Source organism: Actinomadura geliboluensis (genome assembly GCF_005889745.1).
In the GTDB taxonomy this organism is placed as follows: Bacteria; Actinomycetota; Actinomycetes; order Streptosporangiales; family Streptosporangiaceae; genus Spirillospora; species Spirillospora geliboluensis.
In genome coordinates this window covers 71,049-94,165 of the sequence record NZ_VCKZ01000002.1, presented here as the reverse complement: position 1 = coordinate 94,165, position 23,117 = coordinate 71,049, and the positions used below count along the sequence as shown (strand labels likewise).

The following is a 23,117-nucleotide window of genomic DNA, read 5'->3' as shown; positions in this document are numbered from 1 at the left end:
CCGCACGACCTCGAAGCCCTGATCCGCGCCGTCTCAGCAAATCGCACCGACCCCAACGCCCCGGATATCGCCCGCCACCTGGGCCAGTTGACCGAAACCTGGTAGTGCGCAGCCACAGGATTCCGGCGCGAACGTCCTTACCTCACCGCCGACGGTAGTGCCGGTCGACCGTCCCCAACGAAGGATCCATCCACTTCGCGACCTTCTCCGGCGACGGTCCTTGCTTTGCCGACCGCCACACGCGAAAGAACACCACCACGTAGGTCGCAGACAGCGTCACCGCATATTTGGCGTCATACTCGATGTCTTACTTCTCCCCAGGACTGAGGGAGAACGCCGGGGTCGAGATCGTTGCAACCAGCCCGACCAGCCATGCCGCACGCACCATCGCTCGAACTCGGCGACGCCTAGCCCCCCGCGGCGGGGCCGCCGGGCCCGCTCACGAACGTCGCTTCGTACATCGCGGCGAGGTGGTCCGCAAGGGCTTCGGGCGTCCAGTCGCGCCCGGCGAGCAGGCGCTCGAAGACGTCCGTGGCGATGAGGCCCCAGAGCATGTCGGCGGCCGTTGCGGGCGTCCAGTGCGGGGCGAGGCGGCCCTCGGCGGCGAGGCGCTCGGCGAGGCGGCGACACGTGCCGAGCTGGTTCTCGTCGACGGTCGCCCGGTGCCGCGCGGCGTCGGGGTCGGTGTGCCGGACGCGGTCGATCGCGCGGTCCACGGCGATCAGGCGCGGGTGGTAGGAGGCCAGGTGGCGGGCCCAGGCACGCAGCGCGGAGACCGCGTCGGGCGCCTCGCGCACCGGCGCGAGCGACGCCTGCAGGCCCTCCTGCTCGGCCATGTAGCCGAACAGCGCGGTCACCAGGTCGCCGCGTGAGGAGAAGTGCAGGTAGAGGCCCTGCCGCGATACCCCGGCGCGCTCGGCGACCGCCGCCATCGTGAGCGCCTCGAACCCGTCCCGCTCCAGGATCTCCCGCGTGGCCGCCAGGGCGGCCTCGCGGGTCCGCCGGCTGCGGGCGTTCTGCGGCCCCTCGATCGTCTTCGCCATGGTCTCCGCTCACTCGATGACGCGGCTCATCCGATGACGCGGCGCGCCGGATTTGCCTGACTTGCCGGACCCTTACTTGCCACGAACTTGTCACCGTGTCTATGTTAACAAGTAGACACGACGTCAAGTTTCTGGGGGTGCGCCATGAACCGCTGGCGGCTGGTGGCGGCGGCCGGGATCGCGGTCTTCATGGCCCAACTCGACGTGACCGTGGTCAACGTCGCGCTCCCGACCATCGAGCACGGGTTCGGCACTGGGCCGAGCGTGGCCGAATGGGTCGTGCTGGGCTACATGCTGCCGCTGATCGCGCTGACGCTGCCCGCCGGGCGCTGGCTCGACCTGGTCGGGCAGCGCGCCGCGCTCACGTTCTCGGTCGCCGGGTTCGGCGCCGCGAGCGCCGCCGTCGGCCTCGCGCCCGGCATCGGCTGGCTGATCGGCGCCCGCGTCGTCCAAGGGGCGTTCGCGGCCCTGCTGCTCGCGCTCGTCCCGGTGCTCACCACGATCGCGGTCCGGCCGGAGGCGCGCGGCCGGGCGATGGCGGTGGTGATGACGCTCGGACCGCTCGGCGGCGTCACCGGACCCGCCCTGGGCGGCCTGGCCATCGAGCGGCTCGGCTGGTCTTGGATCTTCTTCCTGAACGTGCCGGTGAGCCTGCTGGTGATCGCCGCAGGCCGTCCCGCGCTGGCCGCCGGCGAGCGGCTGCGCCTGCCCGGCCGGGCCCGCCTCGCCGAGACGGCCCTGCTCGGCGGCGCCGCGGCCACCCTGCTGCTCGCGCTGTCGCTGAGCGCCGGGCACGGCCCGGCCTGGCTGGCGCTGGCCCCCGCCGCCGTACCTTTCGCGCTGGCCTGGCGGCGGCTCCCCGACAGCCGCCCGGTCCGCGCGCTGGTCGGATCGCCCGGGATGGCGGGCCCGCACCTCGCGTTGGCGGCGGAGATGGCCGCCGTCATGAGCGCGCAGTTCCTCATCCCGTTCCACCTGCAGCGGTCGGGGACGGCCTCGCCCGCCGAGATCGGCCTGACGATGCTCGCCTTCCCGGCGGCGGTGCTGGCCACCGGCCCGGCGGCCGGCGCGCTCGCGGACCGGCTCGGCGCCCGCGCCGTCGCGCTCGCAGGCGCCGCCGCCGTCACCGCCGGGCTCGTCCTGCTGCTCCCCGTCAGCGCCGGCTGGGGACCCGCCGACCTGGTCTGGCGGCTGGCCGTGGCGGGCGCCGGGGCCGGGCTGTTCGCCGGCCCCAACCAGGCCCTCGCGATGGCGCAGGCGCCGCGCGACCTGCTCGGCACCACCGGCGCGACCACGAGCCTCGCCCGCCAGATCGGCGTCGCGCTCGGCCCGGCGCTGGCCACCGCGACCTGGTCGCTCACCGGCTACGGGGTCCCCGGGATGCGTGCCGCGCTCGGCGCCGCCGCCGCCCTCGCCGCGGTCAGCGTCCTGGCGCAGCTCGACCCCCGCGCCCTCCGCACCGCGACCCCGCCGACCGCCAAGGATCGTTACGGAGCGTAATGTTCCGTGCGTGGGGGACGAGCGGGGGCTGGGCGTACGTGCCCGACTTCTCCCATCCGGCGCAGGTGATCGAGCCGTTCCCGCGCGGGGAGGCGCGGGGAGCACCATGTGAGCGGTATGGCGTTCTCCGACGGTGGCGCCCGTCTCGCCGTGCTCAACAGCACCCGAGAGCTCCGTGCAAACCCAGACCACCAGTCTGCAGTCGTGGGCGGTGCCGACGGCGCATTTGTCGGCTACCTCAAACAACGTGACCGCCGTGTCGAAGCCTTGCAAACCTGTGCATCGCCCGCCGCTGCGCCACCCAGCACCGCGCCGACGCCCAACGGCAGATCAAGGCCCTGAACGTCACCGCCCCCGACCATCCGCGCAGTCAACTGCGCGCGGCCTCCAGCAACTCACCATCGAGATCACCGAACTGAACGAACTCTGGACCTCCTCGCCACCGACATCAACCCGCGCCTGGTGGCCGTCCACGGCGTCGGCACCGGCACCGCCGGATGACTCCTGGTCACCGCCGGTGAGAACCACCACCGGCTGCACTCAGAAACCGTGCCGCCACGCTCTCGATGTCGGCGTCGGCATGCGGAACCCGCTGGCTGACGGCCGCTTCTGCTACGCAGAGTGAGCAACATGGACGGCGATCTCGTGAACACATTTGAGGCGGGGCAAGATCATGCCCCAAATCTGCCCCAGTGGACCAGGAAGGCCCTGCCGCGAGTGAGCGGGAGGGCCTGTGTCGTAAGGGGTGGGCGATACTGGGTTCGAACCAGTGACCTCTTCGGTGTGAACACGACCGATCATATACCGGCTTCACTGCTTTCCGGCATCAGTGCAGGTCAGACAGGAACCTTGAGTGCAGTACAGAGCACCTCAAGGAAGATCAGGTCCGTTACGATCTCCCATAATCAACACCTCGCGCCTCTACCAACCACCCTAACGTTGTGTAGTCATTTCACCGACGCTACCTGCACACTCGGCTGTGCAATGCACAGCTGGTCCAGTTTGATGTGCCTCCGTAGCGGAGGAGGCCAGAGGGCAACCCGATGTCCGCGATCACGAGCAATTGGTATCTCCCTCTGGCTACCTTTTGATTTCGACCTTTCCGGCCATCCGTTTCTCCGATCGTCGCTCCTGAAGCCCGAACGTAATACCGCTGGCCCACATGGAATGCGGGCATGGGTGATCCTTGAACTCGTTCGGTTGGCTCGGACAGGGGCGACAAGCTGGCGCAAGGGCACCGCTGCACCACAGGTTCCGGGTTGATGGGGGTGGACGACGTGGCCTGCGGTACTGCGCACCGCCGCAGATGTCGGTGGCGACGGCATCCCCGTGCTTGCTGCGGCGCGGTCGCGCGGCCATGCCCACCGGCATGCGGTCATAGAGCTGCTTCTGCTTTACAAAGTGCGGTAGGCGCTCCTCAGGCACGTCCAGTGATGGCGTCCCCCCGCATGGCGCGCAGCGGCTTGCAGGCCTCGACGACCTCGGCGCGCAGGTCCAGTTCGCTCTGCTCGCCATGGACGGCGTAGCCGGCCTCGATGAGGGTGCCGAACGTCTGCCAGGCGTGCACGACGCGCAGCCGGGCGTCCCGCAGCGCGGCGGTCTCGAAGGCGTAGTCGAGGACGGCGCCGACGTCCCGCAGCAGGTCGATGCCGGACGACGAACTCGCCGCGATCGGCGGCTGGACGAGCAGCACGTGCACGTCCTGCGGCCGCATTTCTCGCAGGAGAAGAAGAACCGTTTCGCCCTCGCCGACGTCCACGACACCTCCAAGTTCTGACACGCCGACGTTCGGCAGCGGTGGCAGGACCTTCGTCACTCCTCCGGGCGGACATGGGAGCGGACGCTGGAGTCCCCACCGAAGGACGGTGAACTCCGATGCGACGCTTCACAGCGTTCTCGACGGCGGTGCTGCTCCCGGCGACCTTGGTGACCGCACCCGCCCTGGCGGCGTCCTCCCCCACTGCGGCCGTCCGCGCGGCGGCGACCGAGGACGTCCCCACTTACACGCCCGGCATCGCCGGCTGGCCCAGCGGCAAGGGGTTCGACGTCGCCTACCGGGCCTCCACCGCCAACGTGCTGTACCGGCGGTTGGTCGACGGCATCTGGTCGACTCCGCTCAACCTGGCCGGACGCCTGATCGGCGGCGCCACCGTCACCTTCGCCGGCGGCGATCCCCGCGTGTACGGGCGCGGGGTCGACGGCAGGCTCTGGGAGCGCGTCCGCGCCGGCGGCACGTGGCAGCCCTGGGCCAAGGTCGACGACCTGCTCATCAGCACCTCACCGGCCGCCGCCGGGCACCCCGACGGGCGCGTCGAGGTGTTCGTCCGCGACGCCGCCGACGTGCTGCGGACCAAGACCTACACCCCCGGCGCCGGCTGGAGCACCTGGACGGCCTTGGACATGACGGCGGATTCGGCACCCGCCGTCGCCGTGACCGGCGCCGACACCGTGCGCATCGTGGTCGCCGGCCGCGATCACGCCGTCTGGACCCGGACCCGCATCGGCACCTCCTGGTCGGACTGGACGTCCCTCGGCGAGAGCACCCACAGCACTCCCGGCATCGCCGCCGACAGCGCCACCGGGAAGGTCTGGGTGTTCGTCCGCAACGCCGACACCCACCGGTTGCGCGTCCGCGCCTACACCGGCTCGTGGGGCGACTGGCAGATCATGGGCGGGCTGTACGTCGACGGGCCCGGCGCCGCCTTCGCCGGCGGCAAGACCGTGTCGGTCGGACGGGGCCGCGACGGTGCATTCTGGAGCCGAACCATCACCGGCGCCGCCTGGACGACCGATGTGAAGGCCTGGGTGCCCGGGCCGCCGCCCGGCGTGCCGTCCGCGCTGCGCGGCAAGAACGTCACCAAGGTCCCCACCACGTCCAAGGTCGCCGCGCTGACGTTCGACTCCGCGTGGGACGCCTCCGGGGTCTCCTCGATCCGCGCCGCCCTGCAGCGCGAGAACGTCCCGGCGACATTCTTCCTGGTCGGCGACTTCGCCCGCGGGTTCCCCGTCTACAGCAACCTGCTGGCCGGGTCGGGGTTCCGGATCGGCAACCACAGCGACACCCACCCCGACTTCACCAAGATCAGCGACGCGACGGCCAAGGCGCAGGTCGCGACCGCCCGCACCGCGATCTTCAACGCCAACGGCGCGCAGGCGGTGCCGCTGTTCCGCTTCCCCTACGGCGCCTACACCGCCTCCGACGTGACGCTGCTGAACGGCCTCGGGTACGTCCCGGTCGGCTGGTCGGTCGACTCGCTCGGCTGGCAGGGCACCTCGGGCGGGCAGACCGCGGACAAGGTCATCGCCCGGGTCCTGGCCGCCAAGACGCCCGGAATGATCGTGCTGATGCACGTCGGCGCCAACCCCGACGACGGCACGACGCTGGACGCCGACGCGCTTCCCGCGATCATCACGGGCCTGCGCGCCGCCGGCTACTCCTTCACCACTCTCGACGCGCTCATCCCCTGACCGGTGAGCGTCCAGACCTCCAAGGGCCGCCCCACCGGCCCGCCGGCCGTCGGGGGCCGCAGGGCGGGACGGGGACGCGGCCGGACCTGGCTCGGCCGTGTCCTCGCCCTGCTCCTCGTCGCCGCGATCTTCGGGAAGGTACTGCCCGACCTCGTCGATCTGGAGGAGGTCACCGACATCCTGCGGACGCGGGTGAGCGCCCTGGACCTGATCGTGCTGTCGGCGTTCACGGCCCTGTCGGTGCTGCTGTCGGCGATCGGCCTGAGCGCGGCGCTGCCGGGACTGCGGCTCGGGCCCGCGTCCGTCGTCAACGTGGTGACCACCGCCCTCTCCTACGCCCTGCCCGGCGGGGGCGCCGCCGGTGCGGCGCTGAACGTCAGGATGTCCCGGGACCTCGGTTTCCGGGCCGGCCCGATCGCGCTGCAGGTGCTGGTGACGGGCATCTGGAACCTCGTCGCCCGGCTGACGCTGCCGCTGCTCGCGCTCGGCATGCTCGCCATGGCATCGGACGTCCTGCCCGGTGTCCGCGGGGCGGGCGCCCTCGGGCTGTGGCTCGCCGCCGTCCTCGTCATGCTGACCGCCGTCATGCTGTGGAGCGACCGTGCGGCGTCGGCGATCGTGGCCGGCCTCTTCCGCGCCGCGCGTCCCGTCGCGCGGCTGCTGCATCGCCGGATCAGCGACCGCACCGGTGACGTCGGACGGTTCCAGGGCGAGGCCCGCGAACTGATCCGCGCCCGGTGGCCGGCGCTGACCTTGTCGGCCGTGGGCTACCACGTCTGCGTGTTCGCGGTGCTGTACGTGTCATTGCAGGCGGCCGGCGTGTCCCGGGTCGGGGTGCTGGAGGCGTTCACCGTCTACACGGTGGCCCGGCAGGTCACCGCCGTTCCCCTCACTCCCGGCAGCGCGGGCGTTCTCGAACTCGCGCTGATCGGCGGGCTCGACCTCACCGGCGCGGACCTGCCCGCCGCCACCGCCGGTGTCCTGCTGTTCCGCTTCTTCACCTACCTGCTCTACCTTCCGGCGGGCGGCGCGGCGTGGGCGTGGTGGCGGTGGCTCCGGCCGACGGCCGCCGCCCGGCCGCACGAGGTCGCGTTCCGTCACCCGATGGACGCCGTCCGGCTGGTGCTCGCCCTCGGTGCGCTGCTGGTACTGGTCGCGGTGAGCCGGGGCGTGCCCGGCTGGGACATCGACCTGTTCAGGTTGGTGAACCTTCTCCCGGACTCCGTCGAACTGCCGATGTGGCTGGTGATGCAGGCCGGCTGGGTCGGCGCCGTCGCCGTCGCGGCGCCGGCCGCCGCGGCCCTCCGCAGGTTCCGGTTCGCCGTCACGCTCGCCATGGGCGGGACGCTTGCGTGGCTGCTGGCCAAGGTCGTCAAGGACGTGTCGGGCCGGCCGCGACCCGCCGCGCTGCTGGACGATGTCGTGCTGCGGTCCGACGCGACGTCGTCCGGCACGGGCTTCATCGCCGGCCACACCGCGGTCGCCGCGGCGCTGGTCACGGTGGCCGGCGCCTATCTTCCCCGCCCGTACAGGCGCGTCCTCTGGCTGGTGGTCGCCGCCGTCGGCGTGGCCAGGGTGTACGTGGGAGCGCACTTCCCCGTGGACGTCCTCGGCGGTGCCGCCCTGGGCTGGGCCGTGGGCGCGGCAGCGCTTCTGCTCATCGGGACGTCCGCGCATCGTCCCCGACTGACGGCGATACGCGAGACGCTCGTGCGCCACGGGTTCACAGTCACGGACGTGCGCGCGGTGCCCGGCGACCTCAGGCGCGCCGCGCCCTACGCCGTGACGACCTCCGCCGGGCGCCTCTTCGTCAAGGCCATCGGACGCGACCAGCGCGACGCCGACGTCCTCCACCGGTTCGGCCGGCTGTGGCGGCGCAGGCCCGGCGAGCCACCGTTCGCCACCGCCAAGCACCTTGCCGAGCAGGAGGGGTACCTGCTCATGCGCGCTCACCGGGCGGGCGCGCGGGTACCGGCCCTCCGGTTCGTGGCGGAGGCCGGTCCGGGCGACTGGGCGCTGGTCATGGACCACATCGACGCGCGTCCGCTCGGCACGGCCGACACGCTCACGCAGGTGGCACTGGAGGATCTGTGGCGGCAGTGCGCGGCGCTGCGCCGCGACCGCATCGCCCACCGTGACCTCGTGGCCGACAACGTCCTGATCGATCCGCACGGGCGCCCCTGGATCGTCGGCTGGGGACGGGCGGAGACCGACACGGCACCGGCACTGCTCGACGAGGACGCGGCCAGGCTGGTCGCCATGACCTCCGCGGTCACGACCCGCGACCGGGCGACGGCCGCCGCCCTGGATGCCGTCGGCCCGGCGGTGTCCGCCCGGCAGACGGCCGGCAGGCGATGGCCGGGGCGCCGACGGGTGTTCGCTCTGTCCAGTCCGTTCCCACCGGACGCGCCCGCCACCGCACGGCACCCCGGCGACGTGATCCGGCTCGCCGCCGGGCTCGCCGTCTGCCTCTCCCTCGCCATCTTCGCGGCGGACGGGTTCCTGCTGCGCCCCGAGGCCGGCGTCTTCCGGCTCGTCAACGATCTGCCCGGCTGGTTGTTCTGGCCGGTCAACGTCGTGATGCAGGCGGGCGCACTCGGTGCCGTAGGGGTGATGGCGGCGGCGGCCCTGACCGTCCGCCGGGTCCGGCTCGCCGTCGACCTGGCCCTCGCCGGCTCGCTGGCCTGGCTGCTCGCCAAGCTGGTCAAGGACGTCGCCGACCGCGGACGTCCCGGCGCGCTGCTGTCGGAGGTCGTGCTGCGCGGTGCGCACGAGGGCGGGCTCGGCTTCGTCTCCGGCCACGCGGCCGTGGCCGCCGCTCTCGCCACCGTGGCCGCCGCGCACGTGCGACGACCGGTCCGGTGGGCCCTGTGGGCCGTCGCCGTCGCCGTACCGCTGAGCCGCGTCTACGTGGGCGCCCACTTCCCGCTCGACGTCGTCGCCGGCGCGGCCCTCGGCTGGGCGGTCGGCGGCGCCGTGCACCTCGCGCGCGGCACGCCCGACCACGTCCCGACGCCGGCGCAGGTCGCCGCCGGCCTTTCCCGCTGCGGCCTGACCGAGCCCGTCGTCGAACCGGTGAAGGCGGACGCGCGCGGCTCGGTTCCCTTCACCGCCCGCTGCCCCGGCGGGCACACCGTCTTCGTCAAGGCACTCGGCCGTGACCAACGCGACGCGGATCTACTGTTCAAGATCTCGCGTTTCCTCCTCTACCGCGAGGTCGAGGACGAGACGATGATGGCGAGCCCCAAACGCCAGGTGGAGCATGAGGCGTACATGCTGATGCGCGCGGCATCCGCAGGCGCACGCGTCCCCGCCGTCCTCGGCGTGGCACCTGCCGGAGCAGGCACCTGGATTCTTGCGGAGGAAACCGTCGATACCGGCGGTGCCTCGGCCGCACTTGACGATGCCCGCCTGCGCCGCCTCTGGGGCGAGGTCGCCAAACTCCACGCGGCACGGATCGCGCACCGCGACCTGCGCCTGGCGAACGTGCTCATCGACACCGGCGGCGACCCGGTGCTCGTCGACTTCGGCTTCGCCGAGGACGCCGCGAGCGACGAGCGGCTGGCCCAGGACGTGGCCGAACTCCTCGTGTCCACGGCACTCGTGACCGATCCGCGGCGGTCCGTCCAGGCCGCCGTGGACGTCCTCGGGGCGTCCGCCGTCGACGCCGCCGTCCCCTACCTGCAACCTCTGGCGCTGGCCCGGTCCACCCGGATGAGACTCCGGGACGCCCCCGGGCTCTTGGACGAACTCCGCGCCGCCCTGACCTGCGCGGGCGCAACTCGCGCCGCCCCTCGCCCCCTGTCGCGGATCCCGTCCCGGCCGTGGTTCCTGCTGCTGCTCATCCTCGCCGGCTATGTCACCTATCACGCACTCATCGGCATCGCAGGCCTGCGCTCTCCCGTGGCCGTCCTCGCGGACACCGGCGTACGCTGGCTCTTCGTCGCCGTGCTGCTGGTGGCGGCCACCTATGCGGCGGGCGCACTCTCCCTGATGGGCGCCTCCCCACGCGGCCTCGCCTTCGGACACGCCTGCGTGCGGCAGGTCGCCGCATCCTACGCGTCCCGCCGGCACCCGGCCGGCCGGGGTGGCACCGCCGTCCTCAGCGCCTACCTCCGCGAGCACGGCGCGGGGCCGCACGAGGCCACCGCGACCGTCGCGCTCACCCGGTTGACGGGCGCGTTCGTCCACCTGGTCGCCCTGGCCCTCGCTCTGGCCTCCGCCGCGGTGCAGGGAGGGGAGACGCTCCGTTCACCGGCCTGGTCCCGGCCGCTGATCCTGGCCGTCTCGGCTGTCGCCGCTCTGGGGACGGCAGGGATGTGGCGCCGCCGAGCGGAGATCATCCTGCCACTGAAGGCGGCCGCCGCGGGCCTGCCCCCGCTGCTGCGCCGACCCCGGCACCTGATCGCCCTCCTGGCCGGCAACTCCGCGGTGACCAGCTGCTCCGTGCTGGCGTTCGTCGCCGTGGGCCACGCGATGAACGTACCGCTCTCCCCCGTCGTCCTGGCGGCGGTCCATCTCCTGCTTGTCCCCCTGCGTCTCCTCGGTCCACTGCCCGGTGGGCTCGGCATCGTCGAGCCCGTCCTCGTCCTGGCTCTGGTCGCCCTCGGGACGGGCCCGACCGAGGCCGTCCTGACCGTGCTGATCTACCGGTTCCTCAGCTTCTGGCTCCCGATCCCGCCCGCCGCCCTGGCGTTCCGCGCGGTCAGTCGCCGGTGAGGTCTCGACGCTCGAAGAACAGAACGCCGACCGCGGTGAGCAGAACGCCGACCGCGGCCGGACTCCCCCGCGCCGCGCAGCAGCCGTCCCGCGACGAGCAGCGGCCCAGATGCCGATGATCGCGGCCAGCAACCAGCCGGCGTCCCAGGCGGCGAATCCGCCGGGTGTGTCGACCGCGTGCGGAATGCCCTGCGGCATCCGCATCGCGGGATCGTCCGAAAGGGCTGCCAGCTTCTGCCGGGAGGCCGCATCGGGATAGGTCTGCTCGTAGGAGAAGACCTCGACCGCGACATAGAAGGCAACGACCGCCACAAGCCAGCCGACGCCGCGCCGGATCAGGCCGTCGACGATCGCCTCCAGCACCGTCCCGCCGAGCCCGCGCAGGTCCTCCAGCGCGGCGACCTCGACCAGCCGCCCCTCGCGCAGGATCGCCACCCGGTGGCAAACGTCCTGGACCTGGTCAAGGATGTGGGAGGACAGGAGGACGGTCTGCCCGCGCCTGGCCGCCTGCCGTACCAGCGTCTGGAACCCGGCCTCCATGAGCGGGTCCAGGCCGGACGTCGGCTCGTCCAGCAGCAGCACGTCCGGCCGGGTCATCAACGCCGCGATCAGCGCGAGCTTCTGCCGGTTGCCCTTGGAGTAGGAGCGGGTCCGCTTTCCCGGGTCGAACCGCAGCCGCTCGATGAGTTCGTCCCGGAACGGCACGTCCACATGGCCGTACAGGTTCCCAAGATACGTCAGCGTCTCCATACCGGTCAGCTGCGGCCATACCGCTACGTCCCCGGCGACGTAGCCGGCGACGTAGCCGACGTGCCGGTGGGCGCGCTCGACGCCCAGGTTGAGGCCGTCCACCGCGACCACCCGTCCGAAACGCTTGGTCAAACCCTCGGTCCGTATCGCCGACGCGACCACCGCGCACCTCCTCACGATCCCGTTCCTGAAGCTGGAGACGTGATCGGCATCCGACAGCGGCCAATGGTCCCTTCACCGTCCGCCCTTCGGCACCGGTCGGTGCACCACCTCGATCTTGATCCCGAACCGGTGGTCTTCTGCCCGGGATGCCATCGGGACGTTCGGCTCTGGCAGCACCGTGGACGGCGACGGAGCCTGGTGTCACCGGCAGGGTCCACGGGGAGGATCGTCATGGGTCTAAGCGCCATCTCGCGGAGAGCGTCCGCGCAGCTCACGATGTTGCCAGGACACGGGACCGCTGTGGCTCGGGTGGCGGCCGTCGAGTTGGACATTGCCGACCGCCGGCCGCTTCGGGATCGAACTGGCCCGAGTGATCGACGCGTTCGCCCGGGCCTTCTGCGATGCCCGGAGACTGGCGGCGATCCGTCCGCCGACGAACTGCCGAGGCGCCGCGGCGCTCACGGGACTGGGGGTGACGACATGACTGTTCTGGTGGCGTACGCAAGTGTGCACGGTTCCACGCGGAGCATCGCCGAGCGGGTCGGTGCGGTACTGACCGAGCACGGTGAGCGGGTCGAGGTCCGCACCATGAGCAGTGTGCGCAACGCCGACTCCTACGAGGCGTTCGTGCTCGGCAGCGCCGTCCACAGCCGAGCCTGGCTGGACGAGGCGACCGGCTTCCTGGAACGGGAGCGCAACACCCTCGCCGAGCGGCCAGTGTGGCTGTTCAGCGTCGGGATGCCGGCCGCGCTGCGCGGCCCTTGGCGCGGCTACGGCCCCAAGGAAGAGGCCCTGCTCGCGGACGACCTCCACCGGATGCTCGCCATCCGCGAACACCGACTCTTCTCAGGGGTCTTCCGGCGCGAGCACATCCCTCTCGCCGGGCGCTTGGTCTGCAGACTGCTCGGCCTCCGGTACGGCGACTACCGGGACTGGCCGGAGATCGACGCCTGGGCGACGAAGATCGCGGGTGAGCTTAAGCCGCCCGGGTCAGCACCCGCGGCGGAATCCGCACCGCGTCCGGGTCCTCCGTAGACCGCCTGGCCTCACCCCGCACGCCGTCGATCAGCACCCACTCAGACGCCGGACCGCTCCGACTTGTCTCCACCGTGGGGCTCGCCGAAGAACGGAGACGCGGAATCGGCCCGCCTGCCGGGCCGGACAGCGTCCAAGCCGATCACGAGCCACGTCGCCAGCAGGACGCCGGTGAAGCCGGCAGCGGTCCACAACACCACATCGGCGGGCGCCCCCAGCGACATGGCGCCCGACGCAGCCGCCACACCGAAGGCGGGCAGCGCGAGATACCGCCACCGCCCGGCCGGCCTGGCCGAGACGGCGGGAGCCGGAGGCCCGGCCTTCGTGCCGCGTCCGGCCTTCATGCCGGACCGGCGAACTGAGCGATGTCCTCGCTGGCCATTCCGTGCGACCGATCGGCCAGATCCGCAAGGGCCCGGCTGACGGCCGGCTCCTCACCGACCTCCGGAAGCCTGCGGTCGACCGGGTTGCGGCGCGCCCGGCCGTACCTAACCGGCTTCCTCTCGCCACCGGTGAACCGGGCCGCACGCACGAGAGTGTCCGTGCCGTCCTCGCTGATGTAGAGCTCCACACCCCGCTGCTCGGCCTCCATGACGACCTCCTTCGCCTGGCCGCTTGCCTCTCCATCGTTCGAAGACACCGGCTGGTGAAGCAGGGGCGGAGGTCCCCCGCTCGTCGAGGCGAACGGCCCGGCCCTTCTTACGGGACCCGGCCGACGACCGCGACAAGGCATTCAGCGTGACGGATCACGCCGTGGCCGACGGAGCCGAGCCTGGGCCCGAACGATGAGCGCTCGCCAACGGCGCACCCGGACTCGGCGACACCCGCGGGGACCTGCCGAGCGTGCGCGACGCGCAGCGGCGAGCGGCGGCAAAGGCCCAGGGTCCAGCCCGCCCGCCCGCGACCGGCGCGGTGCCGGGTAGTGCGGGCGCCCGGGGCGGGACCTTGAGCCATCGGCCTTCCGCGGTCAGGTCAGAATCGTCCGCCTCATCGCCGAAGCTGATCGTCCTCGGCCGGGCGGACACCTCCCCACCGAACGGGCCTCAGCGGCGAGGGCCTCACCAACCGGCAGATCGGCGAGCGCCTCTTTCTCGCCGAGAAGACCGTCAAGAACTACATCTCCAGCATCTTCGCCAAGCTCGGCATGAGCCGCCGCACCCAGGCCACCGCGCTCGCCGCCCAGCTCAAAGCCGACTCGGCCCGCACTGGGGAAGCGGCGCGAGTGAGGCGTTGAGGTCGCCTCGACCGGCGAGCCGAACGCGCTCCGGGCCTCGGTAGTTCTCCCGGGGGCGGCCGACGATGGTCATGTGGTTGTGGGGACAAGACCGCGTTGGTCAGGCGGTGGGCCGGGGCTGCGGCACGATCGCCACCGCACACGGGGGCATGGTGCATGCATCGCCGAACTCGTCGCGCCCAGCAGCAGCGGATCCAGGCCCCCCGCGCCGCGGTCCCCCACCACCAGCAGATCGGCGTCAGCCGCCGCCAGCAGGGCCTCGCGAGGACGCTCCAGCAGCAGCGACACCCGCACGGCAACCTCCGGATAACGCCGCCTCCACGGCCGGACGGCCTCGTCCAGCATCGCGGTGCGCACCTCGAACAGCCTGTCCTTGTCGGTGAACAGGGGCAGCTCGAAGTCGGGCACCGCGCCGGGTTCCCAAGTGAGCCCACTCCACGGCAGGACAACATCACCAGGCACCTGACCTCGCAGGGATCGACACGGGATGACTTTGGTCCCTGCAACGGGTGACCCATGGCCGTGGGGACGATCCGCTTCCGGCGCCAGCATGAAGGTGGATCCCACGATGAGGAGCGTGAAGCATCCGGATGCGGATCGGATCCTCACCCTGGGCATCACTCAGATCCGAGCCGAGGGAGGCACCATGAGCGCACTGGAGCGGCGCGAAACGCGCGGCATCTTCCCCGAACTGTTCGACTGGATCGAGTCGCCGTTCACCGCTTTCCGCACCGGGACCGGCCAGGCCATGCGGGTCGAGAACTACGTCGACGAGGGCGACCACGTCATCCGCGCCGAGCTGCCCGGCATCGATCCCGACAAGGACATCGAGATCACCGTCACCGGAGGCGTCCTGCGCATCCACGCCGAGCGCCACGAGGAGAAGAGGGAGGGGCAGCGGTCGGAGTTCCGCTACGGCTCCTTCACCCGGTCCTTCACCCTCCCGGCCGCCACCGAGATCGATGACATCAAGGCCTACTACGACAAGGGCATTCTCATAGTCCGCGTGCCGATGCCCAAGGCAGCCAAGGCCGAGGCCAAGCGGATCACCGTTGAGAAGTGATGAACCGGCGAGCGGAGGGCATCGCATCCGAGTGCTCGGTTCGATGCTCTCCGTTCTCGTTCGTGCTCGAAGTGAGATGAGACGCGATGGCGCACTTCTCCGGCCCTCACCTGAGGGGCGGCCCGGTGAGAGGAGATGACCATGCTCGTCCGCGAAGCCATGACCGCGCCTGCGGTGACGGTGACGCCGTCGGCCACCGTCCGCCAGGCCATGCGGGTGCTGCTCGAGCACGACGTGACCGCGCTGCCGGTCGCCGACGCGACGGGCCGACTGGTCGGAATCGTCAGCGAGATGGACCTGCTGCGCGGCGCGTTCGAGGCCGATCCCCGAGCCTTCGCCAGGCCGCTGAGCGGCACCCCGGGAGCGCCCGAGCCCCGGCACGTCGATGAGGTCATGACGCGCGACGTCCGCACGGCACGCCCCACCACCGACGTCGCCGAACTGGCGGAGACCATGCTGCGGACGAGGATCAAGAGCGTCCCCGTCCTCGACGGGGACGCGATCGTCGGTGTCATCAGCCGCCGCGACCTGATCGCGGCGCTCGCCCGGGGCGACGCCCGCATCCGCGACGACGTCCTGGCCTCCATCGCCGCCTACGCACCGGACGGCGGCGCCTGGGAGGTCACAGTCGAGGACGGTGTGGTCCGGCTGAGCGGGTGCGACGACGAGCAGGCCGAGCGGATCGTCGAGGTACTGGCCCGCACAGTGCCCGGGGCAACACGCGTCCTGATCAGCCCCTCCCGATGACGGTGCGGCCGGCCTTCACCGGCCTAGCCCGGCAACGCCATGGGACTGAGCAAGGCCGACCTGCCCAGGCCGGAAGATGCCTCCCCACCGCCTCGGCCAGCCAGAGGCGGAACGCCGGCCCCGGCCCGGCTCCATCCACCACAGCGGCCGCCATGGAACTTCCGTCATGGCCTGCCCACTCAAACCTCGGACACGGTGCTGAGCACGTCCAGTTCGACCTCTGGCGCATCGAGGATCGAGTTGTGCACGGTGCAACTGCCCACAGCGGCCTCCAAGCCCCTCAGCGCCTCCGCCGGAACATCGACCGGGGGTCGCAGGTGGAGGCGGATCCGCGCGACGCGAGTCGGAACGCCGGGGTTCATCACGAAGCCGGCGGTGATCTCCACTCCGGTTGCCGGAAGCGCACGCCCCGCGAGGTAGCGGCGGGCATAGTGGGCCGCGCATGCCGCCAGGGCCGCGACGAACAGTTCGACGGGTGTCGGGCCTTCGTCCATGCCGCCCGAGACGTACGGTTGATCCACGTCGATCACGTGGTCCCGGATGAGCACGGTGAAGGCGTCATTCTCACGGTGGACGACCCTGATCTCCTCCATCGGAAAGTCGCCTCCCTCGTTGATTTCGTCCTTCATTCACAGCCTCACCACGGACCGCGTGGCGTATGAGTGCCGAAGGTCCCGCCTGGGCGGGCTGGAAGACCCGTGCCCCGGCCGTCAGCCGAGGCGACCAGGCGACAGGGCGGCGGACGCAGTGCCGGATCGCATGTCCGACGGGGTTAGGGCGCCGGGCTACTGGTTGCGGGACGTTCGCCCCTGTCAGTGGCAGGGAGTGCCGACGAGCCTGTGAGTAAGGACATGGGCAGGCATGCCGTAAGGAGCAGGGGCATCTGGCAAGTACTTCTGCGTGCGGCCTTGTCTCCGCGAGCTGCCGAGGAGGGCACTGATGAGCAATCCGATCGTGGTGGGAGTGGACGGTTCTGAGTCGGGCCTGACCGCAGTGCAGGCAGCCGCTGGGGAGGCGAGGCTGCGAGGTGCGCCGCTGCGGGTGGTTCATGCCTTCGTCTGGCCGCTGCTGCGGGTGCCGCTGGGGCCTTCGCCGCTCGGCCCGCGGACCGGCGGGTTCCGCAACATGGCTGATCGTTTCGTGAGCCAGGCGGTGGACCGGGCACGGTCGGTGGCGCCGGAGGTACCCGTCACCTCTCGGGTGGCGACGGGCACGGCCGTGGCGGTGCTGGAGGAAGAGTCGCGTGAGGCCGCGCTGGTGGTGGTCGGCAGCCGGGGTCTGGGCGGTTTCAGTGGTCTGCTGGTCGGTTCGACGGCGGTGCATCTGGCCGCTCATGCTCACTGCCCAGTGCTGGTGGTTCGCGGCAGGGCCGATCCCGGCGGACCGGTCGTGCTCGCCGTAGACGGCTCAACTGCCGGTGAGGCGGCCATCGCCTTCGCGTTCGCCGAGGCCTCCATGCTCGGGGCCGAATTGATCGCCTTGCATGCTGGGAGCACGCGGACCGAGCCGGTCTCCACCCGCCCGGGCGATCCGCTGCCGGCGGTGTCCGCCATCGACACGCTGCGGGACGAGGAGGAACGCGTCCTGGCCGAAGCGCTGGCGGGCTGGCCTGAGAAGTATCCCGACGTCGCCGTGCACACCCGTCTGCTGCGAGCCCAGACCCGGCCTGCTCTCATCGACGCCAGCCGCGATGCTCGGCTCCTGGTCGCCGGGGCCCGTGGCCGCGGCGGCTTCACCGGCCTGCTCCTCGGCTCGGTCAGCCAGGCACTCCTGCACCATGCGCACTGCCCCGTCGTCATCGTACGCGGCCGAGTATGACCGCCACCTGGAGAGATGCGGCGAAGCAGGCATCGCACGGGACTGGTCTGCCGGGCACCGGTCCTCGCTTGGGACAGCTGTAGATCGTGGAGAGAAGGTGGTCATGGCCCGGCACGTGGTCGTCGGTGTCGATGGGACCGCCTGCCGCTGCGCCGGCGTTCGGCCGGCGGCCCCCGAGCCGTCTACTGCCCGGAGCCGTCCCCGGACCGGCGATCATTCGCTCCAGAGTCATCGCTTGTGCCAATACAGGCGGAAAAGTGAATGAAATACGCGAATCGGATAGCCTAAAGGTTGTCCCGTAATGGTAGAGAAGCGCGGCCGGGCGTGCGGCCGGTGGTTTTGCGCCCTCTGGGCCGGGTCAGCCGGCCATCGTGAGGTTGTGCATGAGGGCGATGCCGCGGGTGGCGTGGTGGACTCCGTCGCGTTTGCGGCGGCAGTTGCGCAGGATGTTCCACCACTTCATGTGTGCGAAGGTGTGCTCGATGCGGGCGCGCACCCGTTTGTGGACGGTGTTGAACTCGTGCTGCCAGATCGGCAGTTGGCTGCCGTCGCGGGGCCGCCGGTAGGGCATGATGACCTGCCGGTTTCCCTGGTAGCCGCCGTCGGCCATCACGTGCGCACCCCGGCAGGCTCGGTCCGCGCCCGAGTCGCGGTAGGCCGTGCAGTCGTTATGGTTGCCCGGTACCGGACGTCCCACCGCGACCACCAGCCGGGTGTTGGCGTCGACTACGACCTGCATGTTCACCGAGTACCGATAGTTCTTGGACGAGGCGGTGATCGTCCGGTCATGGACCGGGACGAGTGTGCCGTCCACGATCAGCACGGCCTCGGGGCCGTGCCGGCGGGTGACCGGGGCCAGTGCGAGCAGGGGCGCCAGGTGGTCGACGACACGGTGCGCGGCCGACTTGGAGACCACGAACAGCAGGGCGACCTGCCGCAGCGTCAGGTTGGTGCAGTAGTACACCGCGATCAGCAGGACCCGGTCGGCCAGCGGCAGGCTCCAGCGTCGCCCGGTGCCGGTCTGCTCGCCGCCACGACCTGCGACGATCCGCACCAGACGGCGGAACTGCCGCACCGACAGGCCGGTGAACACCGGCATCCACTCGTCCCGATCGCCCGTGATCAACCGCTCCACATCGAGATCAACGATCTTTACCGGCTGGCGTTACGGGACAGCCTTTAGGAGATTGGAGAACGTAAAATCTATGAAGCCGCAAGCCCACCTTGCCCTGTTGCAGGTTGCCCAGACCAGACCTGGGTATCGTTCGGTCGCCGACATCGCCTAACCCACCATTACCGGGAACGATGCCGTTCAGTCAATTACGAATACGAACTATGATCTCATGCACATCGGAAGAACGGATGTCAAACTCGAACCCAACAGGAAACTCCAAGAAGAATCGGACCCCTGATCGATGGTGGCAGCGACCGGCCTTCAAATGGATCGCTACCGCGATCATCACTCCAATATTGGTCGGCGTGGGCGCGTGGAGCATCCAAAAAGGCATCAACTCCTACGGAAATCGACCAAGGGGAAATCCTGTCACCGTCGAACTGGCCCGCGTCCAGCGCAGTGAGGGCGAACAGGCGGGAGATTGGGTATTTCGCCAGCCGATGCAGCTTACCGATGCTGAACTCTCAGCACTCAATCAGATGCACAAGCAGTCGGCTACCCCTACCGACGCCGAGGAGGCATGGTTTCGCCGAAACGGCGGCGTGGACCCTAATGTCTCGATCATCAAACTCGTGCTCCGAGGAAATAGAAGTGATCCGGTCAGGGTTGTCGATATGACAGCACTGGCGCAGTGCACCGAACCACTGACAGGCACACTCTTCCTCGACCCCACCGCAGGTGCAGAGGAGAGCACGCGAGTAGAATTCGACCTGGACACTCCAAGTCCGCATGCTAAATTCGTAACCGACGATGGCACGATGCAAGGGGATTATTTCAGGGAAAATTCCATATCACTCAAGCGTGGCGAGACGATCGCGCTTGAAATTGCAGCTCGGACCGTGCGCCACTACTGTTCCTTCACCTTGAAGATGGATGTCGTGGCCGATTCCAAGACAAGCAGCGTACACATCGGAGACCAAAGACGACCCTACGTCGTAAGCGCCGTCAATCCGGACCCGAAAGCCTACAAGGAGCTCTATATCGCTGGACTGGCAGATCCGCCGGACTATCCAATCCGATGGCGCCAGGCAGATCCCAGGACATATCACTCCTAAAGCTGGCAGCCACCTTCTGCCCGATCATGTCCGATCGCTGTCGGCTCGCTCATCTCCGATTTCATGCCTGCGCCCGCACCCAGTCCGCTCACGGCTGTCCTTGGCCACCTGGCCAGGTCGCCCGCTCTGGACGTGCCGTGCTGGCGGGGTAAGTTCCGCAACTCAAGGCGCCGCTCGGAGGTGCCCCAGGTCGAAGTCGACCTCAAGACCAGCGGACTGGCGGCGGGAACCGTTGTTGCGGCCCCTGGCCCTGACCGCACCGCTGGACTTTCAAGGAGGCTCCACATGGACAAGGACGGCATCGAGTTGGACGTCGTCCCGGGCGACAGGGCCGTTGTGTCACCGTGACCGCTTGTGCGATAGCACAGTTACGCCGCGCATCCCTCATTGCTGTGCTTGAGCACGGTGGCGGTGTTCCGGATGCTGTGAGCCGGGTCAGGTGGAGGGGATGACGGCGACCGGGCATTGGGCGTGGTGGATGACGCCGTGGGCGATCGAGCCGAGTTGGGGCGCGGTCCAGTGGCGTTGGTGGGCGCCGACGACGAGAACGCGCGCGTTGGCGGAGGCGTTGGACAGCGCGGTCACCGGATGCTCCAGGATGATCTCGTCGACGACGTCCACGCGCGGATACCTGGTACGCAGCGGCTGGTAGGTCTCGGTGACCTCGGTGCGCAGATCGAGTTCGATCTGCTCGGCATCGATCGCGAGGCCGGCGTCGATGATGCCGAGCGTCTGCCAGGCGTGCAGGACGCGCAGCCGGGCGTCCCGCAGCGCCGCGGCCTCGAAGGCGTAGTCCAGGACGGGGCCGACGTCCCGCAGGAGGTCGATGCCGACGACGACCTCGCCGCGGTCGGCGGCGTCCCCGTGCACGATCACGACCGGGACGGTGGGGCGCGCGGCCATGCGCAGGCTCGTGGAGCCGAGGAGCATGCTGGCGAACCCGCCGCGGCCCCGGCTGCCGAGCACCAGCTCGAACGCCTTGTCCGACTGGGCGTGCAGGGCCTGCGGGATCTCCTCGGCGACCAGGGCGGTCGTGACCTTCAGAGCGGGCCACTGCTCCTTGACGCGTTCGCGGGTCGCGGTCAGCAGCCGGTGCCCGACGCGGGTCATCCGTTCGGTGGTTTCGGCCGGCATGAACGCCGGCGCCTTGTAAGGCCAGCTCTCCAGCACGTGGACGATGTGCAGGGGACGTTCGCGCAGCACGGCTTCGGCCGCGGCCCAGCGCACGGCGCGGTCCGACTCCTCGGAGCCGTCGATGCCGACGACGATCGGCTCGGACATCGTGTTCTCCTTCGGCTGTCGACTCCCGTCTCCAGGCTCTTTCCCAGCCGCGCGTGATCCTAGAGTCAAGAGTCCCTGCTCGGACGGTCTTTGTGCCCGGTGCCGAAGAGTCCCCGTCCCTGGGAGCACCGGTCCTGGGTGGAAGGCGTGGAGGTCCGGGCTTCGATGGAACGGCGAGTGCTCTTCGCGCGGGGCCGGACGGCAGGGGCGCCCGCCGGCGACCTGATCTGGCTACCGGTGACGGTGCCGACACTCGTCCCGGCGGTCTGGTTGGGCCGTGGCCTGTTTCACAGCCGCTTCCACACCTGCAGGTTCCACCGCTTGCACGGTGCGGAGCCGTATCGCCATGATCGACCACTAGCGTCCATCCCCAACCGTCAGCCGTCTACCCGTAGGTGGGATTGCTCAGGCCGTGGTTCAGCGAGGAGCCACTGCGGGTACTGGACCGATGCCGTAGCAGGTGGGTACGTGGCATGGCCGTCGCGAGGGGGGACTGCGACGGCCCGGCCACAAGTGCTGATGAAACGGCCGTGAGGGCGGCGTTGTGGCTCTGGGGCGGGGCCGGTTCGGCATCGGCTCGACCCGTGCAGCGTGTCCATGATCCGTCACCGCGCCCTGCGTGAACTGTGGATCGTCGGCACGGCCGCATGTCCCGCATCGGTTCTGGACCGTGGCCCCGGTGTGTGAACCGTTTCTCAGAGGAGGTCGGGCCAGTTGGAGGAGACGAAGCCCGTCACGGCCGGCGCGCTGGCCGAAGAGCGCTTCTTCGCTGGGATGGCCGAGCCGCACCGCGCCGCGTTGGCGGCCACCGCCGACGCCGTCGCCGCCCCGGCCGGACACCGCTTCTTCGAGGAGGGTGATCCTGCCCAGCGGTTCTGGCTGCTCCGCTCTGGCAAGGTCGCGCTGGATCTGCAGGTGCCCGGCCGCGGCGCGGTGGTGGTGGAGACCTTGCCGGCCTCGTCGATGCTGGGGTGGTCGTGGCTGTTCCCGCCGCACCGCTGGAGGTTCGGTGCGGTCGCCGCTGCGCCGGTGACGGCCTTCCGATTCGATGGTCGGCGGGTGCGGGAGCTGTGCGCCGCCGACCTCCGCCTCGGCTACGACCTTCTCCTGCGCTTCGGGGCCGTGATGCTGGACCGGCTGATGGCCACCAGGGTCCGGATGCTGGACCTGTACGCGCACCCGGAGGAACTCCGATGACCCCCGCCGCCGTGCACAGCCCCATGGCGCCCGTCCCGTACCGGGTGACGGACCGCCACGCTGAGACGGCGGACACGGTCACGCTGGCGCTGGAGCCCGTCGAGGCGGCCGTCTCCGAGCCCGTTCCCGGCCAGTTCACCATGATGTACGTGTTCGGCATCGGTGAGGTGCCGATCTCGGTCAGCCGCGTCGGGCCGTTCGAGGAGGTTCGGAGTCCCTCCACCCCGCGGGGAAGCGGGCCGGTACTGGAGCAGACCGTCCGCGCCGTCGGCGCCGTCACCCGCGCCGTGTGCGGGACGCGGCCGGGGCGGATCATCGGGCTGCGCGGACCGTTCGGCACCGGCTGGAGGCTGGACGAGGCACGGGGACGCGATCTGGTGCTCGCCGCCGGCGGGATCGGGCTGGCCCCGCTGCGGCCGGTGGTGCTGCGCGCCCTGGCCGACCGGAGCGCCTTCGGCCGGATCTCGATCCTGATCGGTGCGCGCACCCCGGATGAACTGCTGTTCGCCGGTGAACTCGACATGTGGCGGGCGAACGGCGCCCAGGTCGAGGTCACGGTCGACCGGCCGACCCCCGGCTGGGCCGGTCACGTCGGCCTGATCACAGCGCTGGTGGGCGCCGCCGAGATCGATCCGGCCCACGCCACGGCGTTCATCTGCGGGCCGGAGGTGATGATGCGCGTCACCGCCGAGGCGCTCATCGGGCTGGGGATGCGCCCTGCCGACGTCCGGCTGTCTCTGGAGCGCAATATGCGCTGCGGGCTCGGCTGGTGCGGGCACTGCCAGCTCGGGCCGCTGCTGCTCTGCCGCGACGGGCCCGTCCTGCCGTACGAGCGCGCGGTGCCGCTCCTGACCGTCAGGGAGCTGTAGCC

18 protein-coding genes and 2 pseudogenes are annotated in these 23,117 nt (G+C 70.5%); 11 read left to right on the top strand and 9 right to left on the bottom strand.

Translation table 11 applies throughout. From position 1 onward, the window contains the following. Positions 1-407: 407 nt before the first annotated feature. Positions 408-1,043, bottom strand: a complete 636-nt coding sequence (locus tag ETD96_RS00910; protein WP_138632408.1) for a TetR/AcrR family transcriptional regulator — start codon at positions 1,041-1,043, stop codon at positions 408-410. 144 nt (positions 1,044-1,187) lie between these two features. Here ETD96_RS00910 and ETD96_RS00905 point away from each other — a divergent pair, with 144 nt between their 5' ends. Beyond that, the gene (locus tag ETD96_RS00905) at positions 1,188-2,543 is read left to right on the top strand and encodes an MFS transporter (RefSeq protein ID WP_138632406.1); all 1,356 of its coding nucleotides are present in this window, start codon (positions 1,188-1,190) and stop codon (positions 2,541-2,543) included. A 1,417-nt stretch (positions 2,544-3,960) separates the two neighbouring features. Here the strand turns inward: ETD96_RS00905 and ETD96_RS00900 are convergent. Beyond that, positions 3,961-4,257 carry an adenine nucleotide alpha hydrolase family protein gene (locus tag ETD96_RS00900; protein WP_138632403.1) on the bottom strand — a complete coding sequence of 99 codons (297 nt, stop codon included), beginning with the start codon at positions 4,255-4,257 and terminating at the stop codon, positions 3,961-3,963. Positions 4,258-4,418: 161 nt separating this feature from the next. Here ETD96_RS00900 and ETD96_RS45680 point away from each other — a divergent pair, with 161 nt between their 5' ends. Both ETD96_RS45680 and ETD96_RS00890 read left to right on the top strand, forming a co-directional pair. After that, positions 4,419-6,011 carry a polysaccharide deacetylase family protein gene (locus tag ETD96_RS45680; protein WP_205719042.1) on the top strand — a complete coding sequence of 531 codons (1,593 nt, stop codon included), beginning with the start codon at positions 4,419-4,421 and terminating at the stop codon, positions 6,009-6,011. A 3-nt stretch (positions 6,012-6,014) separates the two neighbouring features. Then, positions 6,015-10,730, top strand: a complete 4,716-nt coding sequence (locus ETD96_RS00890) for a lysylphosphatidylglycerol synthase domain-containing protein (RefSeq protein ID WP_138632400.1) — start codon at positions 6,015-6,017, stop codon at positions 10,728-10,730. Between the two features lie 528 nt (positions 10,731-11,258). On the opposite strand, the pseudogene ETD96_RS48025 reads toward ETD96_RS00890, so the two are convergent. After that, a pseudogene (locus tag ETD96_RS48025) lies at positions 11,259-11,480 on the bottom strand (ATP-binding cassette domain-containing protein); the annotation flags it as partial. A gap of 642 nt (positions 11,481-12,122) precedes the next feature. Here ETD96_RS48025 and ETD96_RS00880 point away from each other — a divergent pair. Then, positions 12,123-12,677 (top strand): flavodoxin domain-containing protein, encoded by a 555-nt coding sequence (locus tag ETD96_RS00880; RefSeq protein ID WP_138632397.1) that lies wholly within the window; start codon positions 12,123-12,125, stop codon positions 12,675-12,677. A 41-nt stretch (positions 12,678-12,718) separates the two neighbouring features. On the opposite strand, the gene ETD96_RS00875 is transcribed toward ETD96_RS00880, so the two are convergent. Together ETD96_RS00875 and ETD96_RS00870 are read right to left on the bottom strand one after the other, a co-directional pair. Next, on the bottom strand, positions 12,719-13,021 hold the full coding sequence (locus tag ETD96_RS00875) for a hypothetical protein (RefSeq protein WP_138632394.1): 303 nt from the start codon (positions 13,019-13,021) through the stop codon (positions 12,719-12,721). Beyond that, positions 13,018-13,269, bottom strand: a complete 252-nt coding sequence (locus tag ETD96_RS00870) for a dsRBD fold-containing protein (protein WP_138632392.1) — start codon at positions 13,267-13,269, stop codon at positions 13,018-13,020. Before ETD96_RS00870 ends, ETD96_RS00875 begins: the two co-directional genes overlap by 4 nt. A 450-nt stretch (positions 13,270-13,719) precedes the next feature. Here ETD96_RS00870 and ETD96_RS00865 point away from each other — a divergent pair. Continuing rightward, positions 13,720-13,911, top strand: a pseudogene (locus tag ETD96_RS00865) (response regulator transcription factor); the annotation flags it as partial. Between the two features lie 69 nt (positions 13,912-13,980). Here the strand turns inward: ETD96_RS00865 and ETD96_RS44330 are convergent. Continuing rightward, complete coding sequence (locus ETD96_RS44330) at positions 13,981-14,319, bottom strand: universal stress protein (RefSeq protein WP_171068784.1); 339 nt, start codon at positions 14,317-14,319, stop codon at positions 13,981-13,983. Positions 14,320-14,557: 238 nt separating this feature from the next. On the opposite strand from ETD96_RS44330, the gene ETD96_RS00855 reads away from it, so the two are divergent. Further along, positions 14,558-14,974, top strand: coding sequence for an Hsp20/alpha crystallin family protein (locus tag ETD96_RS00855; protein ID WP_138632386.1), 417 nt, complete (start codon positions 14,558-14,560; stop codon positions 14,972-14,974). 141 nt (positions 14,975-15,115) lie between these two features. Continuing rightward, complete coding sequence (locus ETD96_RS00850; RefSeq protein WP_138632383.1) at positions 15,116-15,721, top strand: CBS domain-containing protein; 606 nt, start codon at positions 15,116-15,118, stop codon at positions 15,719-15,721. 179 nt (positions 15,722-15,900) lie between these two features. Here the strand turns inward: ETD96_RS00850 and ETD96_RS00845 are convergent, their stop codons facing one another. Beyond that, positions 15,901-16,350 carry an OsmC family protein gene (locus ETD96_RS00845; protein WP_240807052.1) on the bottom strand — a complete coding sequence of 150 codons (450 nt, stop codon included), beginning with the start codon at positions 16,348-16,350 and terminating at the stop codon, positions 15,901-15,903. A 310-nt stretch (positions 16,351-16,660) separates the two neighbouring features. Between ETD96_RS00845 and ETD96_RS00840 the strand changes: the two genes are divergently transcribed. Next, entirely contained in the window at positions 16,661-17,539 is an 879-nt protein-coding gene (locus ETD96_RS00840; protein ID WP_138632380.1) for a universal stress protein, read from the top strand. A gap of 358 nt (positions 17,540-17,897) precedes the next feature. Here ETD96_RS00840 and ETD96_RS00835 read toward each other — a convergent pair whose 3' ends face one another. Further along, positions 17,898-18,674 carry a transposase gene (locus ETD96_RS00835; RefSeq protein WP_386876967.1) on the bottom strand — a complete coding sequence of 259 codons (777 nt, stop codon included), beginning with the start codon at positions 18,672-18,674 and terminating at the stop codon, positions 17,898-17,900. Between the two features lie 227 nt (positions 18,675-18,901). Here ETD96_RS00835 and ETD96_RS00830 point away from each other — a divergent pair, with 227 nt between their 5' ends. Further along, positions 18,902-19,768, top strand: a complete 867-nt coding sequence (locus ETD96_RS00830; protein ID WP_138632377.1) for a hypothetical protein — start codon at positions 18,902-18,904, stop codon at positions 19,766-19,768. A gap of 435 nt (positions 19,769-20,203) precedes the next feature. Here the strand turns inward: ETD96_RS00830 and ETD96_RS00825 are convergent, their stop codons facing one another. Next, the gene (locus tag ETD96_RS00825; protein ID WP_138632374.1) at positions 20,204-21,049 is read right to left on the bottom strand and encodes a universal stress protein; all 846 of its coding nucleotides are present in this window, start codon (positions 21,047-21,049) and stop codon (positions 20,204-20,206) included. Between the two features lie 714 nt (positions 21,050-21,763). On the opposite strand from ETD96_RS00825, the gene ETD96_RS00820 reads away from it, so the two are divergent. Continuing rightward, a complete protein-coding gene (locus ETD96_RS00820; RefSeq protein ID WP_205719041.1) occupies positions 21,764-22,246 on the top strand; it encodes a cyclic nucleotide-binding domain-containing protein in 483 nt (160 codons plus the stop codon). Then, positions 22,243-23,115: an FAD/NAD(P)-binding protein gene (locus tag ETD96_RS00815; RefSeq protein WP_138632371.1), complete on the top strand. Its 873-nt coding sequence runs from the start codon at positions 22,243-22,245 to the stop codon at positions 23,113-23,115. Before ETD96_RS00820 ends, ETD96_RS00815 begins: the two co-directional genes overlap by 4 nt. Positions 23,116-23,117: the final 2 nt, after the last annotated feature.

What these genes read in the sequence shown, in the direction of transcription:
- ETD96_RS00910 (WP_138632408.1), bottom strand. Translation starts at nt 1,043, where the DNA reads ATGGCGAAGACGATCGAGGGGCCGCAGAACGCCCGCAGCCGGCGGACC.
- ETD96_RS00905 (WP_138632406.1), top strand. Translation starts at nt 1,188, where the DNA reads ATGAACCGCTGGCGGCTGGTGGCGGCGGCCGGGATCGCGGTCTTCATG.
- ETD96_RS00900 (WP_138632403.1), bottom strand. Translation starts at nt 4,257, where the DNA reads ATGCGGCCGCAGGACGTGCACGTGCTGCTCGTCCAGCCGCCGATCGCG.
- ETD96_RS45680 (WP_205719042.1), top strand. Translation starts at nt 4,419, where the DNA reads ATGCGACGCTTCACAGCGTTCTCGACGGCGGTGCTGCTCCCGGCGACC.
- ETD96_RS00880 (WP_138632397.1), top strand. Translation starts at nt 12,123, where the DNA reads ATGACTGTTCTGGTGGCGTACGCAAGTGTGCACGGTTCCACGCGGAGC.
- ETD96_RS00875 (WP_138632394.1), bottom strand. Translation starts at nt 13,021, where the DNA reads ATGAAGGCCGGACGCGGCACGAAGGCCGGGCCTCCGGCTCCCGCCGTC.
- ETD96_RS00870 (WP_138632392.1), bottom strand. Translation starts at nt 13,269, where the DNA reads ATGGAGGCCGAGCAGCGGGGTGTGGAGCTCTACATCAGCGAGGACGGC.
- ETD96_RS00855 (WP_138632386.1), top strand. Translation starts at nt 14,558, where the DNA reads ATGAGCGCACTGGAGCGGCGCGAAACGCGCGGCATCTTCCCCGAACTG.
- ETD96_RS00850 (WP_138632383.1), top strand. Translation starts at nt 15,116, where the DNA reads ATGCTCGTCCGCGAAGCCATGACCGCGCCTGCGGTGACGGTGACGCCG.
- ETD96_RS00845 (WP_240807052.1), bottom strand. Translation starts at nt 16,350, where the DNA reads ATGAAGGACGAAATCAACGAGGGAGGCGACTTTCCGATGGAGGAGATC.
- ETD96_RS00840 (WP_138632380.1), top strand. Translation starts at nt 16,661, where the DNA reads ATGAGCAATCCGATCGTGGTGGGAGTGGACGGTTCTGAGTCGGGCCTG.
- ETD96_RS00830 (WP_138632377.1), top strand. Translation starts at nt 18,902, where the DNA reads ATGTCAAACTCGAACCCAACAGGAAACTCCAAGAAGAATCGGACCCCT.
- ETD96_RS00825 (WP_138632374.1), bottom strand. Translation starts at nt 21,049, where the DNA reads ATGTCCGAGCCGATCGTCGTCGGCATCGACGGCTCCGAGGAGTCGGAC.
- ETD96_RS00815 (WP_138632371.1), top strand. Translation starts at nt 22,243, where the DNA reads ATGACCCCCGCCGCCGTGCACAGCCCCATGGCGCCCGTCCCGTACCGG.